The sequence below is a fragment of the Ruminococcus sp. YRD2003 genome (assembly GCA_900109435.1).
Classification (GTDB): domain Bacteria; phylum Bacillota; class Clostridia; order Oscillospirales; family Ruminococcaceae; genus Ruminococcus; species Ruminococcus flavefaciens_G.
In genome coordinates, this window is the sequence record FNZT01000014.1 from 41259 (window position 1) to 56576 (window position 15318).

At 45.2% G+C, this 15318-nt stretch carries 13 protein-coding genes, 1 tRNA gene and 2 pseudogenes; 12 read left to right on the forward strand and 4 right to left on the reverse strand.

What is annotated here, in order from left to right:
* From BMX22_RS16910 to BMX22_RS16915, 10 genes and pseudogenes are all read left to right on the forward strand, one after another.
* A pseudogene (locus BMX22_RS16910) lies at window positions 1–537 on the forward strand (macro domain-containing protein).
* A gap of 122 nt (window positions 538–659) precedes the next feature.
* On the forward strand, window positions 660–1214 hold the full coding sequence (locus tag BMX22_RS12325) for an RNA 2'-phosphotransferase (RefSeq protein WP_074742734.1): 555 nt from the start codon (window positions 660–662) through the stop codon (window positions 1212–1214).
* Between the two features lie 12 nt (window positions 1215–1226).
* Complete coding sequence (locus BMX22_RS12330; RefSeq protein WP_074742735.1) at window positions 1227–1847, forward strand: hypothetical protein; 621 nt, start codon at window positions 1227–1229, stop codon at window positions 1845–1847.
* A gap of 7 nt (window positions 1848–1854) precedes the next feature.
* Entirely contained in the window at window positions 1855–2337 is a 483-nt protein-coding gene (locus tag BMX22_RS12335) for a hypothetical protein (protein WP_074742736.1), read from the forward strand.
* A gap of 116 nt (window positions 2338–2453) precedes the next feature.
* Window positions 2454–3152: a hypothetical protein gene (locus BMX22_RS16715; protein WP_207645884.1), complete on the forward strand. Its 699-nt coding sequence runs from the start codon at window positions 2454–2456 to the stop codon at window positions 3150–3152.
* Between the two features lie 10 nt (window positions 3153–3162).
* Window positions 3163–3621 (forward strand): LytTR family DNA-binding domain-containing protein, encoded by a 459-nt coding sequence (locus tag BMX22_RS12345; RefSeq protein ID WP_074742737.1) that lies wholly within the window; start codon window positions 3163–3165, stop codon window positions 3619–3621.
* Window positions 3618–4043 carry a hypothetical protein gene (locus tag BMX22_RS12350; protein WP_074742738.1) on the forward strand — a complete coding sequence of 142 codons (426 nt, stop codon included), beginning with the start codon at window positions 3618–3620 and terminating at the stop codon, window positions 4041–4043. Before BMX22_RS12345 ends, BMX22_RS12350 begins: the two co-directional genes overlap by 4 nt.
* Before the next feature lie 33 nt (window positions 4044–4076).
* Window positions 4077–4988: a hypothetical protein gene (locus BMX22_RS12355; protein WP_074742739.1), complete on the forward strand. Its 912-nt coding sequence runs from the start codon at window positions 4077–4079 to the stop codon at window positions 4986–4988.
* 49 nt (window positions 4989–5037) lie between these two features.
* Entirely contained in the window at window positions 5038–5847 is an 810-nt protein-coding gene (locus BMX22_RS12360) for an ADP-ribosylglycohydrolase family protein (RefSeq protein ID WP_074742740.1), read from the forward strand.
* A gap of 153 nt (window positions 5848–6000) precedes the next feature.
* Window positions 6001–6195, forward strand: a pseudogene (locus BMX22_RS16915) (TrpB-like pyridoxal-phosphate dependent enzyme); the annotation flags it as partial.
* 64 nt (window positions 6196–6259) lie between these two features.
* On the opposite strand, the gene BMX22_RS12370 reads toward BMX22_RS16915, so the two are convergent.
* The 3 genes from BMX22_RS12370 to BMX22_RS12380 all read right to left on the reverse strand — a co-directional run bounded on the left by BMX22_RS12370 (window position 6260) and on the right by BMX22_RS12380 (window position 10485).
* The gene (locus tag BMX22_RS12370) at window positions 6260–9328 is read right to left on the reverse strand and encodes a leucine-rich repeat protein (RefSeq protein WP_074742741.1); all 3069 of its coding nucleotides are present in this window, start codon (window positions 9326–9328) and stop codon (window positions 6260–6262) included.
* A gap of 273 nt (window positions 9329–9601) precedes the next feature.
* On the reverse strand, window positions 9602–10060 hold the full coding sequence (locus BMX22_RS12375) for a low molecular weight protein-tyrosine-phosphatase (RefSeq protein WP_074742742.1): 459 nt from the start codon (window positions 10058–10060) through the stop codon (window positions 9602–9604).
* Between the two features lie 86 nt (window positions 10061–10146).
* Window positions 10147–10485, reverse strand: a complete 339-nt coding sequence (locus tag BMX22_RS12380) for a cupin domain-containing protein (RefSeq protein ID WP_024861928.1) — start codon at window positions 10483–10485, stop codon at window positions 10147–10149.
* Between the two features lie 309 nt (window positions 10486–10794).
* Here BMX22_RS12380 and BMX22_RS12385 point away from each other — a divergent pair, with 309 nt between their 5' ends.
* Together BMX22_RS12385 and BMX22_RS12390 are read left to right on the forward strand one after the other, a co-directional pair.
* Window positions 10795–11610 (forward strand): amidohydrolase family protein, encoded by an 816-nt coding sequence (locus tag BMX22_RS12385; RefSeq protein ID WP_074742743.1) that lies wholly within the window; start codon window positions 10795–10797, stop codon window positions 11608–11610.
* A 300-nt stretch (window positions 11611–11910) separates the two neighbouring features.
* Window positions 11911–11997: transfer RNA gene (locus tag BMX22_RS12390), tRNA-Leu, on the forward strand.
* Window positions 11998–12370: 373 nt separating this feature from the next.
* Here BMX22_RS12390 and BMX22_RS12395 read toward each other — a convergent pair.
* Complete coding sequence (locus tag BMX22_RS12395) at window positions 12371–15166, reverse strand: leucine-rich repeat protein (RefSeq protein WP_074742744.1); 2796 nt, start codon at window positions 15164–15166, stop codon at window positions 12371–12373.
* Window positions 15167–15318: the final 152 nt, after the last annotated feature.

Consider the following 15318-nt stretch of genomic DNA (forward strand, 5'->3'; position numbering starts at 1 on the left):
ATGAGTAAAATAGAGTTAATAAATGCCTCATGTGCAGATCAGACGGTAGATGCAGTAGTTAATGCTGCAAACAGCGGGTTATGGGCTGGCGGTGGAATCTGTGGCGTTATATTCCAGAAGGCAGGTCTCAAGGAGCTGACACAGGCTTGCTCTGCGTATAAGGCTCCGTTAAATGACGGAGACGCTGTCATAACTCCTGCATTCAACATGACAAATGCTAAGAATATAATTCACGCTGTAGGTCCTGACTTCTCATATACTCCTACAGCTTTTAAGTAGTTATTCGATGCGTACTATAATTCTCTGTGCGTATTAAAGGAAAATGGGCTTCACAGCATATCATTTCCGCTTATAAGCTCTGGTATCTTTGGCGGTGACCTGCCAGATCCTGCTGGCGAATCGACTAAGCAGTGCTGCAGAGCGTATAACAAGTTTACTGCCGACTATCCTGACTATGAGATAGAGGTAAAGCTTTGCGCCTTTACGTCCAGAGAAATGGCTTCAGCTCAGAATATCTTCAGTAAGTATATAAAATGACGAAACTCCCTGTGTTTCCGCACAGGGAGTGATTAATAATACGAGATTTCTATTGCTTTTAAGGCACTATTATGTTATACTAAATTTAGAATAAATGAAATAACAAGTAATGAGGTGAGAAAATGAATGAATTATCGAAATATCTGTGTTTGCTCCTCAGACATCAACCTGAGAAAGCGGAGCTGGACATGGATTCACATGACTGGGTATCAGTAAAACAGCTGATAGACGGCGTTAACCGCCACAGCAGCTATAAGCTGAATCGTGAGTTGTTAGAACAGATAGTAGCTGAAGACAATAAGGGACGCTACAGATATGATGAAAAACACGAAAAGATAAAGTGCTGTCAGGTACACTCGGTTTCCTGGGTTGAGCCAGAGCTTGAATACTGCGAACCGCCTGAGTTCTTGTACCACGGAACGACTACAAAGGCTCTCGAAGCCATTGAAGAAAGCGGAGCTATAAAGAAGATGGCGAGACACGCTGTACATATGCAGGCTGATATAAGCAAAGCTTGGCAGTCTGCAGAGCGCTGTCACAAGATACCTGTTGTGTTGAAAATAGCAGCATCTGAGATGAACAAAGACGGATATAGGTTCGGCGTTACCGAAAATGAGGTTTGGTGTACCGAAGAAGTGCCTGTGAAGTATATCTGTGACAGCGTATATACCAAGTGATAGAGGTAAAAAATGGATATAGATTTTAAATATCTTCAACATTTGCTCAAAGAAGTCAACGAACTTAGGGAAAACTTCAAATATTCTGAAATAAGTGTAAGTGATTATGACGAGATTACATATATTGCTAATAAAAATGACACAAGGATCGGTGTACAGCAAGGACTTAGGCAAGTACTTGAGTGCAATAGACGGAAGTTAAGAGAGAAGAATAGTATTAGGAAAGGGACTTTGAATTATTGTAAACTGTATAAAAAAGAAGACAAACTTGTACGAGTCGAAAGCTATGTAAAAGGCAAAGTAGACGTTGTCTTTATTGCTTATTATAAAGAGGATAAACGATTTCTTTTTCCTTTTTCTTCTATCGGTGGCTTTTATCCTACATATTCTTATGTTACGCATTTCAAAAATGAGATTGTTGATGAGGAATACTATGCAGATCGGCTTCAGATAGTGTATGAACGCTACCAGTATAGCAATGACAATACAGTTGACTATGATTATATCAATTATGCTCCTGAAGGAACTTATCCTCTATTATCAAGAGCAAATGGGAAGTTTATTCTGAACCCTGAGCTACAGTATTATGGCAATTGTTATTCTACATGGGACGAAGATAAAACGTTAGGATAGGTGAAAAATGAGCGTAGATATACTTGTATTTGATAAAAGCAAAGCTCCGACAGAGCCTATGGAGTTCCTGAAATGGTTCTACAAAAAGAGCGAATGGAATTCGGACAGAGACTATAACGACATCAAAGGGACCTCACAGCCTCTTGTAGATTTCTTTATGGAGCTTGTTAAGGAGCATCCCTCAATGAACGGAGAGTATGCTCCTACTGATGATGAACTTGAAAACGATCCCGAGCTTGAAAACAAGCTGATAGACTACACTATAGATGACGACCTGATATATATGGGGATTGCATATTCAGTGTCGGACGAGGCCTTTGATAGGATCGAAGAATTAGCCTATAAGCATGGGCTCGGATACTATGATATGTTCAATGTTCATCTTGACAGAGAAACGGTGATAAAAATACCACAGATAAGCCGTGATGAACTAAATAGCCCTGACACAAGAAAGAACAAAGGCTTTTTTTCAAAGCTGTTTGGAAGATAATAAAAATGTAATTGCAGTTGGCGCACTTCTGAATGCAGTTCACGCACAAATGTATTGACCAAAGGCTTCTTTTCGGATATAATTCAGACATACCAAAACGAAAGGAAGCATTAACCATGAAAAACACATTAGCTGTCACAGCACCTGTCAAGAAAGAAAAAGGAAGATTCCTCAAAGGACTTGATATCCTCACATACGCACTTACAGCATTTCTTGCATTGGGGTTGGAGGGTGTACTCGCATTCGTTATAGAGCAGAATCTTTATCGTTGCAACATAAAGGAATTTAACACATGGCAGAGCATTCTTCACTGGGTGCTGACATACATCATATGGGGAGCATTCGCATTTTACATATGCCGGAGCACTAAGAAGAAAGGCTATGAGCTTTTCCCGAAAACTGACAAGAAGATACGTCCGTGGCAGTGGATATGTATTGCTGTGGGAGTTACAGTCTGCCTGATATCCACATGGATAGACTGGAACGGAAGCAAGGTCCTGACTGAGCTCGAACATAAGGGACTTCTGCTGTTCATCTTTCAGTATATCTACTACTTTGTTGAGGTATTCCTCGTAATGCTGATAATCGTCTGCGGACAGAAAGCCTGCGAGGTATGGTTTGGCAAGGAGAGTATTCCTTACGGCGGCATTATCGCAGCTCTCACATGGGGCTTGGGACACTGGTGGAGCAAGGGTTCATTAACAGCAGGATTGTTCACAGCATTCTGCGGACTTGTTCTCGGCAGCGTTTACCTGCTCACCAACAGAAAGGCAAAGCTCACATACGCTCTGCTTTGCATAATATTCATTTTATAAAGGAAAAAGAATGAGATTCATTAAGACAAAAGAACACGAACTGAAAGAAAACTATCTTGAACTCCACTATGATAAGATAGACGATGAAACAAAAGAGCTCATTTCCCGACTTGATACCACACTTTCAAATGTTGAGGGAAGCTGTGAAGAAAAACACGTTTCTGTTCCTGTTACGGAAGTACTGTATTTCGAGACAGTTGACAGAAAGACTTTCGCATACACCGACAAAATGTGCATTGAAATGCGTCTGACGCTGAATAACGTCCTCGAAATGTATTCAGATGCAGGACTTATACGAATAAGCCGTTCCGCAGTCGTGAACGTCTACAAGATAGACCACCTTCAAGGTGACTTGAACATGAGGACTGTCATATTTCTCAAAAATGGTGAAAAACTCATAATGAACCGCGGATACAAAAAAGAGTTCCTCTCGGAACTTGAAAAGATAAAGGAGAGAAACCAAAAATGAAGCTGATAAACAAGAAAAATTTCATATCTATAGTTTGCATCAGCTTCACGCTGATAGTCTGCGGAAAGCTACTCATCGAGAAAATTGCAGGATTTACTGACGTTCATTATACCGGTAACATTTTCACCTGTCTGGCGTTTTCAGTTATAATAACCGCGGTACTTGCACTGCATTTCTATCTTCAGCGTTTTCCGTTTATACCCGTTCTGATAGGACAGTATGCAGGCGTTATCGGAGCAACTGTAGCTTTTGTAAAAGTAACCGATATCATCGCAGGAACTGCCACTAACGCTATGTGGCAAATGCTTTTATCGGTCACGATACCGTTTTTTGCAAGTGCTTTTGTCTACTATATCATTTTTTTCAAACAGATCAAAAAAGCAAATAATATCATCGCTGAACTAAACCAAAGTCAGCTTTGAAGAATTATAATTTATAGGAAGATATGATCACATATGGATAATACTTCAAAAAATAAAGCATATTTTCATCTTCCGGGTCTGTTTGAGTTCTATGACCTGTACAGTGCGTTTCTGCCGCTGTACCGCAAGCACCGTGAATACTTCTACGACTGGTGCGAAATAGCATCTGTCTATGGTGCTCCGGCAGACTGTATCTGGGGCGGCGGACGTGTCGGGTTCGGCGAATATGAAGCTGAAGATGTACTCGCACTTATGAATGAATACGGTATTTCTTCAAGGCTCACTTTCAGCAATTCGCTTTTAAAACCTGAACATCTCACCGACAGGAAATGCAATGCCCTGTGTGAGCTTTTTGCAGGAAGCAAAGGCGTACAGAACGGCGTGATAATCCACTCGGATCTTCTGCTTGAACATATTAAGAATTATTATCCCGGCCTTTATTTCGTTTCCTCGACTACAAAGGTTCAAACTGATTTTAATCAGTTCATAAAGGAAATAGAGCGGAGTGATTTTAAATATGTTGTTCCTGATTTCAGACTGAATAAGCTATACAATAAACTTGATACACTCTCGAAAGTTCAGAAAGATAAAGTCGAATTTTTGTGCAATGAATGCTGCTCGTTTTACTGCAAAGACAGAAAAGCATGCTACGAAACTGTAAGCCGAAAAAATCTCGGAGAAAACTGTCCAGATCACATCTGCACCGCACCTGATGCTGGGGACGGATACCTTTTTTCAAAGGCAATGAAAAATCCCGGATTTATCAGTATAAATGACATCATCAACATATATCTGCCTCTTGGTTTTTCTAATTTCAAAATAGAAGGAAGAGGACTCGGAAGTGCTGTCAATCTCGAATTTTTGCTTTATTATCTCACAAGGCCTGAATACCAGCTTACTGTCCGTGAAGAGATTTATCTCGACAGCATGCTGGATCTTTTCTGAATAATGTGATTATAGTATAAAATGCGAAAATAATGAAAGTGGGTGAATTATGTTTGGTGCATTTTATGGTGATGTTATCGGCTCGGAATACGAAAATGCGTGCACGAAGGATTATGACTTTCCTTTTAAACGTGAAAGCCATTTTACTGACGACAGCGTAATGACCGCAGCTGTGTGCAGGGCTATACTCAATAACGGCGAAAAGATCGGCAGGTTTGGGATACGTAAAAGAGCTTTTGAGTATGCGGCTCAGTACAAACAGTATTATTCCCGTTATCCACATGCCGGATATGGGAGCATGTTTGCACGTTGGGCAAAGGAGAAAAGCTACAGAAGGCAGTACAGCTATGCTAACGGAGGCGCAATGAGAGCAGTTCCTATTGGTTACGCATATGATGATATAGAACAGGTAATGCTGCAAGCTAAAGCAAGCTGCTATTATACTCACGCTCACCGCGAGGGTATCAGAGGCGCTCAGGCTGTTGCCTGTGCCGTATTTCTCGCCCATCACGGCGAATCCAAGAAGCTTATCCGCAAATTCATCACTGAAAAATTCCGATACGATCTTAATTATACGGCTGAACAAATACGTCCTGAGTATAGCTTTGACAGCAGCTGCGAGTACTCAGTGCCGCCATCAATTGTTTGTTTCCTCGATTCCACTGACTATGAAAGCGCTGTGAGAAATGCCGTATCCCTCGGAGGCGACGCTGATACTATGGCTTGTATCGCAGGAGGAATCGCCGAAGCTTATTATAAGGATATTCCCGAAGAAATAAGACGTTTCTGCGACAGTCGTATTGACATCTCTCTCAAGGAAACTGCACGTGAATTTAATCTCAAATATAAAAACACCTGATATGACTTTTAGCTTCTAAAATAAATAACTCCATGTGCCATTCACACATGGAGCTGAATTTACAACGTAGAATAAGCACTTTCGAGCAATCGAGAGTGCCTATTTTTATGCCAAAACGAGATAAATCCATCAAAGCAGTTAGTTCTGCTCTATATCAGAGCGGCTATCGATGAGGCTCTGAAGTGCAAGGAGACGGGCGAGGAGAAAACTATCCTCTTCGGTCTTACAGGTACAGGCTATTTTGATATGTACGCATAGGGCGCATACAACGACGGCAAAATGAGCGACTATATCCCCACTGACGAGGAGATAGCAGCATTGCTCGCAAACCTGCCGAAGATACAGTAAGCATCCGATACGCAATAGAATAGAAAGTCCCCGATACGCGGTGTATCGGGGACTTTTTTATCTGTCATGCTTTTTTGTCTTCAAGGTATTTGTCGAACTTATCGGTGCCGCCTGTCGAGAGGTAAGAGTAGTAAGCAAGGATGAACGATGCATCCTTTGAATCAAGCTTGCCGTCCTTGTTGATATCGGCAGCCGACTTCTCGGCATCGGTGAGAGCAGCCTCTCCGCCTGTCGAGAGTTTGGAATACTGCACGAGCACGAACGAAGCGTCGTTGGCGTCTACCTTTCCGTCAGAGTTGGGATCGCCGAATTCAACGGGCTTCTCGCCGCGCTTGAAGTAAATAGCCCTGCCCTCGGATTCGTAGTAAAGTATGTCGGAGCCGTCATATGCGATATCCGTGCCTTCGCCGTCTGCCATCAGAACAAGCTTGCCGTTATCCTTGACATCCCATGTAATGTCACCCGCTTTTCCGAGTTTACTTATCCTGCCGGACTTATCGCCAGCGATGACAAGCTGGATCGCTTCGTCCTCGGATATATCGCTTGCGATACCATTAACGGAAGCCTTGTAGGATATCCAGCTTCCGATGAAAGCGGACATATCGGGCTTGTCGGGATTTGTGCCCGTAGCCGTGGTAGTCACGGGCTCGGTAGTCGTCTGAGCTGTTGTAGTCTGAGTTGTGGTAGTGGACTGCGTAGTGGAAGCAGTCGTTGTAGTTGTGTGCTGAGATGTTGTTGTAGTCGCTGTAGTTGTCTGTTCTGAGTCCTCAACACGACGGAAATAAATATTTTCGCTCTTACCATAAAAATTCATAGCATACTTTTCTGTTTCGGGAGCTATGTTATCGTCAACCACTTGTGTCCAGCCGCTCCACAACAATTCTCCATTTATATACTTATATCTATTGATATTAATTGGCAAGTTACCATCATTAGCTTCAATATATAAGAATTCATCGACTACTGTCCACAAAATTCTACCTCCACTACTCCATTTGCCTTCACCGTTTGCAAATAATTCAAAACCATCAGGTTTTAATGAAGTGTATGCTCCGTCTACTTCATACTTGTATAATTCCCATTTTCCTACAAAGCGACTGTCTAAGGCAGAGGAAGATGTAGTTGTCGTAGTTGTAGGCTGTGTTGTTGCTGTAGTGGTAGTAGTTGTAGTCTGAGTTGTCGATGCAGAAGATGGTGTTGAAGTTGCAGTGGTAGTAGTCGCGGTAGTGGTTGTCGTTGTCTGAGTTGTGGTGGTCGCCGTAGTGGTAGTCGCGGTAGCCTGCTCCTTCTCGTAATCTTCAAGGAGCATGAACGGGATAAAGTGCTCCTCTGCAAACGCCTTGGCATTGGAGTTCGCAAGACCAACGATGCACTTCACTTTGTTCATGCCCATTATCTCGCACTTGGGATTCCTGAATATGAGATAATCGCAGTCGCAGTCATCGACATCGCCGGAATAAGAGCTGACTGATTCTGAGAGGTCTATCACCTTCAGACTGTCATTATATAAAGCTCCGGTATTGAAACTACCGCTCGGAACGTTGATATCCTCGAGAGACATACAGTTCTTGAACGCGCCTCCCGAATCTCCCCAGCCGAAAATAGTGCTTACGGAATCGGGGACATTCACGTGCTTGATGAACTTATTGCCGTCGCAGGCATTAGCCGCGATGACCTCCACACCATCGGGCACGGTATATGACTCGTCGGTCTTGCCCTGCGGATAGAGCTTTAGCCACTTCATATCCTTGTCGTATACAACGCCGTCTATTGATGTGTAATTCGGGTTGTCCTTGTCGATGTTGACAGCCGTGAGATTCGGGCAGTCAAACGAATACGCGCCGATATACTCAACAGAAGCGGGAATATTGACCTCGCCGATATCAAGTCCGTTGAACGCCTTGTCAACGATGGTGCGTGTGCCTTCCCTGATGTCGAGCTTGTCGCCCTTGGGAGTGCCCTTATAGCCTATCACCGTATCTCCGCAGCAAAGCATACCGTCGGGATGATCCTGATACCACTTGGTATCAGCAAACATATGAGCTGCCACTTCTACGCTTGTGATATAATCGTCCTCGACCCAATCCTGCTTTTCGGAGTCCCAGTGACCGCCGCGGTACTTCTCGATGCCGCTTATGGAGGTGACCCTGCCGTTGAGCTCTATGGTCTCGAGCGACTTACAGCCTTGGAAGCCCCCGCAGGCGAATGCGGTGTCCTTACCGAGTTCCACGCCCGTCATCTTTGATACGTTCTCGAAGCTGAGACCTGTGAAGGTCAGCTCGACACCGTCGGGAACGCTGAATACGCCCTCATAGCCCTCGGGGACTGCGAGTATTGCCTTTACCCTTTCATGCCATTCGCCGTTCACGTCATAGCTGGAATAGTAATACTTGCCGAGTGCACCGTGATACGAGAAAAAGGTGTCGTTGCCCTCAGCAACATTTATGGCTTTGAGCGACGGCATATTCGAGCAGAAGTACCAGCCCAGTGCCTTGATAGTCGAGGGCAGATTGATTACTGTTATATCGGAGTTGCCTGTAAAGTTGAACGTCCCTGTAACAACACCCTCGGGAACAGTTACCTCGCCCTTTAGCGGCTCAACAGCTTCAAGAAGAATATTACCTTTCTTGGATTCATAGGTATTGTAGTCGTAATAGGTTGCATTTTTTTGGATAAGAAAACCATTTTCTATGTAAAGGTTCTCATTGCCCTCTGCTACCTTGACCTCGCAGTTCTCAGGTTTCCGCCACAAGCTGACATTCTTGGCATATTTTGGCAGAGTTACCGATGTTATCTCAGATGAGAGCTTATCCCCCCACCACTGACCTGATAAAACGTCGGTGACTGGCAAGCCGTCTATCTCGTCGGGGATGACGATGTCGCCCTTTGCGTTGCTCTTGATATCAACAATCTCGATATACTCTACCTCTTCATATGCGGAAGTGCCGTCGTCCTCCTCTACCTCCTCAAGGCGTGAACCTTTCAGATAAAGAAAGTCTCCGTATTCAAGCGCGTCGTTGTACTCGATAGCATAAGCCACCAAAGAAGCGCATTTCTGCACTATCGGCGTCGGAACGAACACGCCGACTGCTGTCATGGCAGTCCCGACAGCAAGAATTTTTCTCCAATTCATATAATAACCTCCCTGAAAATATTGGATATCAACATTATATCACTCTATATATAGATTTGCAATACCGACAGTTATATTTAATTGTTTTAAGTGACTATCTGCCCGCTCAGAGCTGGTGCAGCTCTCATAGCCGAGCAGGTCGAAGTTGAAGATAAGCCCACACTTGCCCCGTTTCTAACAGATCTCGCAGAGCCAAACCTCATATTATTTTTGATAAGACAGCTATTAATCCTGCTGCAAGTAATGCTTTATTGATAATGAAGCCCCCGACATTTAAATATTATCAATGAGCTGCTCCAGCAGCCCCTTGCAGCCTTCTTCAATATCAGCGTAAGCCGTGCTGAAATCCCTGCTGTACCACGGGTCGGAAACATCGTCACCACGCCCTGCAAAGGTGAGCAGCTTGTATACTTTTCCGTCCTTGTCGCTGCCAAAGATACGGTTCATATTGCAGATATTTGCAGTGTCCATTCCGATAAAGCAGTCGTACTTATCATAGTCGGATCTCATTAGCTGTACTGCTATCTTACCTGCACAGCTTATACCGTGCTTTGCAAGTTCTGACTTTGCAGGCGGATAAACGCTGTTTCCGAGCTCCTCTGTACTTGTAGCGCTTGAAGCTATATAGAACTCATCAGACAGTCCATTGTCCGAGACCAGCTTCTTCATTATAAACTCAGCCATAGGCGATCTGCAAATATTGCCGTGGCAGACAAACATAATTCTTATCATACGTTTTTTCCTCTCTGATTTGCTCTAATCGGGTTGTTTTACTACTAAGGATTTCGAGCCGATTTCTATACATAAAATCAGTTAATTTAAATTATTCTCTTTCCTCCAAAGGCGTGAATAGTCCGCGTTCCCTTAGTAACCCGACCGTGATGCGGAGTACCTTTCGGAATCAATAATTCATCGCCTGAATGAAGAATATGCTCTTCGTCATTAAATATCTCTACATATTCACCTGACACACAGAACACATATTCATCAAATTCATGTATGTTTTCTTTGGATTCTCTATCTGAATAATAAGTCCAGAAGCAAATCTGACTGCCATCTTTTCCTTCATAATAATATCCGTCAATATCAGGTGTGTTTTGCTGACTACTATCAATATGGTTCAATTGGTTTTTCATAAACAGCGGAAAGTCTTTCATAAAACGCCTCCTGAAGAATCATATCTCGCTCATTTTCGTATCACTATATTATACCATAATCCTTCCAATTCATCAAGTCAAAACAGGCAAAAGAATAACGGCTCACTTCAAGTGAGCCGCAGTTGGAAGCAGATCATACTGCTTCATCCTTTGTTCTGTTCACTTCCTGTCGGGCGTTCTGGAGTTCCTCCATGCGGTGAAGCTCCGCAGCAGCATCCTCCAGCCCAAGATACTATAGAAATATCATATTTGACAAGTGCTGATTTTTGATATATAATATAGTGTAAAAAAATATCAAGGAGCTTTTCTATGAATCCCGAAGTATACGAAAAATATGAGATTATCGACGCCCATGCGCATATATTTCCCGAAAAAATAGCCGAGAACGCTACTATCAACATCGGTCACTTCTACGGTATCCCCATGAACGGCTGCGGTATGAGCAGCAAGCTCATCCATAGCGGCAGCAGGATCGGTGTGGCAAAGTACCTCGTGTGCTCTACCGCTACCACTCCGCACCAGATACGCAATATCAACAGCTTCATCTCGACCGAGTGTACGATCCACCCCGAATATTACGGTCTCGGCACTACTCACGCCGACTCCGACGACCTTGAGGGCGATATCACGCAGATAATGGAGCTCGGGCTGCACGGTGTCAAGCTCCACCCCGATTTTCAGAAGTTCAATGCCGATTCGCCCGAGGCTTTCAAGATATATGAGCTCATGGAGGGCAAACTCCCGCTGATGATACACTGCGGCGACAACAGGTACGACTACTCGTCGCCGGTCCGTATCGCCAATATATGTAAGAATTTCCCCAAGCTCAAGGTGCAGGCGGCACATATGGGCGGCTACAGGTGCTGGGAGCAGGCTGTAGAGCTCCTGCCGCGCAAGTATGAGAATCTCTGCATTGATATAAGCAGCTCAATGCCGTTTATGTCGCCTCAGCGCGCCGCGGAGATAATCCGAATGTACGGCGTAGAAAATGCGTTGTTCGGCGTGGATTATCCCATGTGGGACCACACCGACGAGCTTGAGCGGTTCCTTGCCTGCGGCTTCTCCGAGGAAGAGAACAGACTCATCCTCGCCGAGAATTTCAAGCGCTTTTACGGTTTAGAATAAGTTGACAAAACAGACGAAGTATGGTATAATATGTACCGTACTTCAAACCGAAACGGCAGAATGGCAGACACAGCATACTTTAGCTCCGCTCAGCTGTTTATGACAGAGCACTTTTGATTTCTGCCCTGACTTACTGAAAACCGCGTAATTTCGGCGTTTCAACACTATTGCACTTCACGTTTGGTAGAAAAAGTCTTATACTTTTTCAGGTTCTGAGTTTTTCTACCAAATCTGATTGCTTTCTCATTCATTTTGTTTGCAATAGTCATGTGAGCTTGCACCCCCCCAATATAATAATTTGCCGGTGTGATGGAATTGGCAGACGTGACGGACTCAAAATCCGTTGGTGGCAACACCGTGCGGGTTCGACCCCCGCCACCGGCACCAGCGCCAAGCGGGCGCGCGCAGTTTCGCGGTTCAGTTTTTCTGAGCCGCGAATTTTTTTTCCGCGTTCCATAGCTGCATCTGTTTTGCAGCAGAAAATCAGCGCCAAGCGGGCGCACGCAGTTTCGCGGTTCAATTTTTCTGAGCCGCCAATTATTTTCCGCGTTCCATAGCCGCATCTGTTTTGCAGCCGAAAATCAGCGCCAAGCGGGCGCGCGCAGTTTCGCGGTTCAGTTTTTCTGAGCCGCCAATTTTTTTCCGCGTTCCATAGCCGCATCTGTTTTGCAGCAGAAATTGATTATAATAGCAAAAGAGCGATGTCCTCCAAATATCGGAGAGCATCGCTCTTTTTCAGAAAAAACATCTGTTATAGCCCTTATGAAAGGAAACTTACGATATCATCAGCACCGCCTGTAGAGATATGGCTGTAATATCCGAGTATCTTGGATGCGTCCGAGGAATCGGTCTTTCCATCGGAATTCAGGTCGGCAGAAATGACCTGCTCCCGAGTGAGCAAATTCTCACCGTCGGTGGAAAGCCGCGAGTACTCCGCGAGGATAAGCGACGCATCGGAGGAATCGACTTTGCCGTCGCCGTTGACATCGCCCATATCGTGCTTATTATCAGGCAGAGCCTTTAGTGCGGCAGCGACGTCTGAAGCTGAAAGCTTGCCGTCATAGCTGATATCGGCGATAAGATCATATCCCTCCCCCGCAGCAGCTTTGAGGTATATAGCGGCAGCATCGTCGAAAGTGAGCTGTTTGTTGTCGTCGAGGTCACCAATTATCGTACTGCATTGCGGGAGCTCGTCAAGCTGTGAGCCGTGAAGATAAGAGACACTGTCAAAACCGAACTCTGACGCGCTCTTATCGCTGTCGGTACAAAGGAACCAGCCGTATGTAACGGTATCTCCGTCGTCCCACGTGGTATCGGAATGGAACCAGTTATCGCCAAGCTTCACAATATTCCATGCGTGGTACGAATTCTTGACGCAGCAGCTCTCTATCCCCGCCTCATGGAGCAGGAGGTCGTACGCTTTCGCGTAGCCCTCGCATACAGCTGTTCCATCCATAAAAACAGCCGAATCGACGTGATTTCCGAGATAGTTTTCATTCTCGGAATCATAAACGGTATTATTGCATACCCAATCGTGCAGAGCGCGTATCTTCTGCATATCGTTCATCGAATCATCTATCGTATCGGCGACTACAGCCTTGACATTGTTCATCGTGAATCTGTCGATGAAACCGACATCGTAGGCTGTATGGCAATTCCCGTAGAAGTAATCCACGAACTCCTCGGCAGGCTCGGTGCTGCCCTCGGGAACGACCTCAGTGCCGTTTATGCATAACAGGTTTCTGCAGCCGTTGAAGGCTCTTGCCGAGATGTCCTGAGTTGTGTCAAAATGAACGTCAGCAAGCCTTGGACAGTCGCTGAATGCGAGGTCATCTACCTTGCATTTATCGCCGAGCACGACCTTTTCGAGCTGAGGGCACTCACTGAAAGCGTTGGTGGCAATCTCGACCTCTCCGTTGAATACGACCTCTTTCAGATTCGTACATCCTCGGAAGGCATTAGCTTCGATGGTGACTTTTCCGTTCGGGAAGGCTATTTTCTCAATATTGGAATTCCTGAACGCGCTCGAACCGATTACCACCTCTTTTATGTCGGGGTCAAATATCATTGATTTCAGATTGGTGGACGAATAAGCTCCGCCCCTGTATGTGACGAGATCTCCCGCAGTGAAGGATATCTCTTTGAGAGAAGCAGGCATTCTGACCTGATTTACGGTACAGTTTCCGGGAAGCACAAGCTTTTCTATGGCTGTACCTCCAAACGGGTCTTCAAGTGACTTGCCGGAGCCGATCCTCATCTTGTCGCCCGTGATAGTGACCTCGCTCAGATTCGAACATCCCGCAAACGCGTTGTAAATTATCCCCGTCACATTTGGCGGGACAATTACCGAGGTCAGTGATGTACAGTCAGCGAACTCCCAGCGTAATTCTGTCACATTTTGTGGAATAGTGACCTTTTTCATGGTATTGCTTCCCAGCGACGGAAGCTTGGTCACTCCCTCATCGAATATGACTTCCTCGACAGTGGAATTGTTTGCGAGGATCTTTTCAAGCCTTTCCGCGCCGTTGATAGTATACCCGCCGACCACGCTCGGGACAGTCAGCACAGTATCACTGCCGAGGTATTCCCTGAGGCATATCGTCGTCTCCTTGCCGCTGAAATCATAGAAATAGAGCACCCAGTCTCCTACCCGCTTTGTGCCGTGCGACTGCATTGAAGATGAGTATGCAGTTGCATACGGGTCGTCGTACTCGGGCGGGATCTTAACATCAGGGCTGTCGGGGAAAGCCTTGGAAGAAACAACAATGATATCATCGTGGAACTTCACTTCACTGAGCTGAGTACAGCCCTTGAAGCAGTCATCACACACATATTTTACACCTTTGGGGATATTGACTGATGTAATGGAAGTATTCATCAGGTCGCTGCTGCTGAGCGAGGTTATCGTATCGGGCAGAGTAAGCTTGCCGATATTCACAGCTCCCGACAGAGCGTTGTACTCTAAGCCGCGCACGGTATAACCCGCGACCTTTTCGGGAATCACAAGGTCGTATACCACATCATCTCCCACAGCCAAAGGTACAGCACTTGTTGTCTCCTCTACCACTACAGGCACAGGCTCGTCATCAAACGCATTCTGAGCTTTTGTCTTTTTCTTGCTCCATTTCGTCAGATGGAGATACCTTGAGTCTATAGATAAATAAAACTGGAAATCCTCGTAGTATATGTAGGATATCTGCGAACCGCTGAGCCAGTCATCGTCAAATTCAACTGTGTTATCGGGGACGCTTATCATTCTGGTAAATTTGTCCTCGCCAAATACGCACTCGGCAAACGACACGACCTTCTTTCCGTCGAGCTTCTCAGGAAGTGTGACGATGTTGTCGAACTTAAACTCTGCCTGCTCGTCCAGATCGTGCTTCACGACGCGCACACCGCCATCGACGAGTACATATTCCCACAGACCGCTCACGAAGACATCCTCATCTGCGGCGACCGCACCAACGAGCTCCGCGGAAGAAGGCATAACAGCACTCACACCCCCGACAGACACCGCAGCAGTAACAATAACAGATAGCAGCTTTTTAAAACGCATATTTATTCCTCCCCTCAGAAGAATTTTTATCATTATAACATATAATGTTCACGATAGCAAGGGTACGCGGCGAAAATCTTTCGTCCCATTTCGCTTTGCCGCGAAACTGGAGGCGGCGACACGCCGCTTATAACATATCTTTTGTTGCTTTT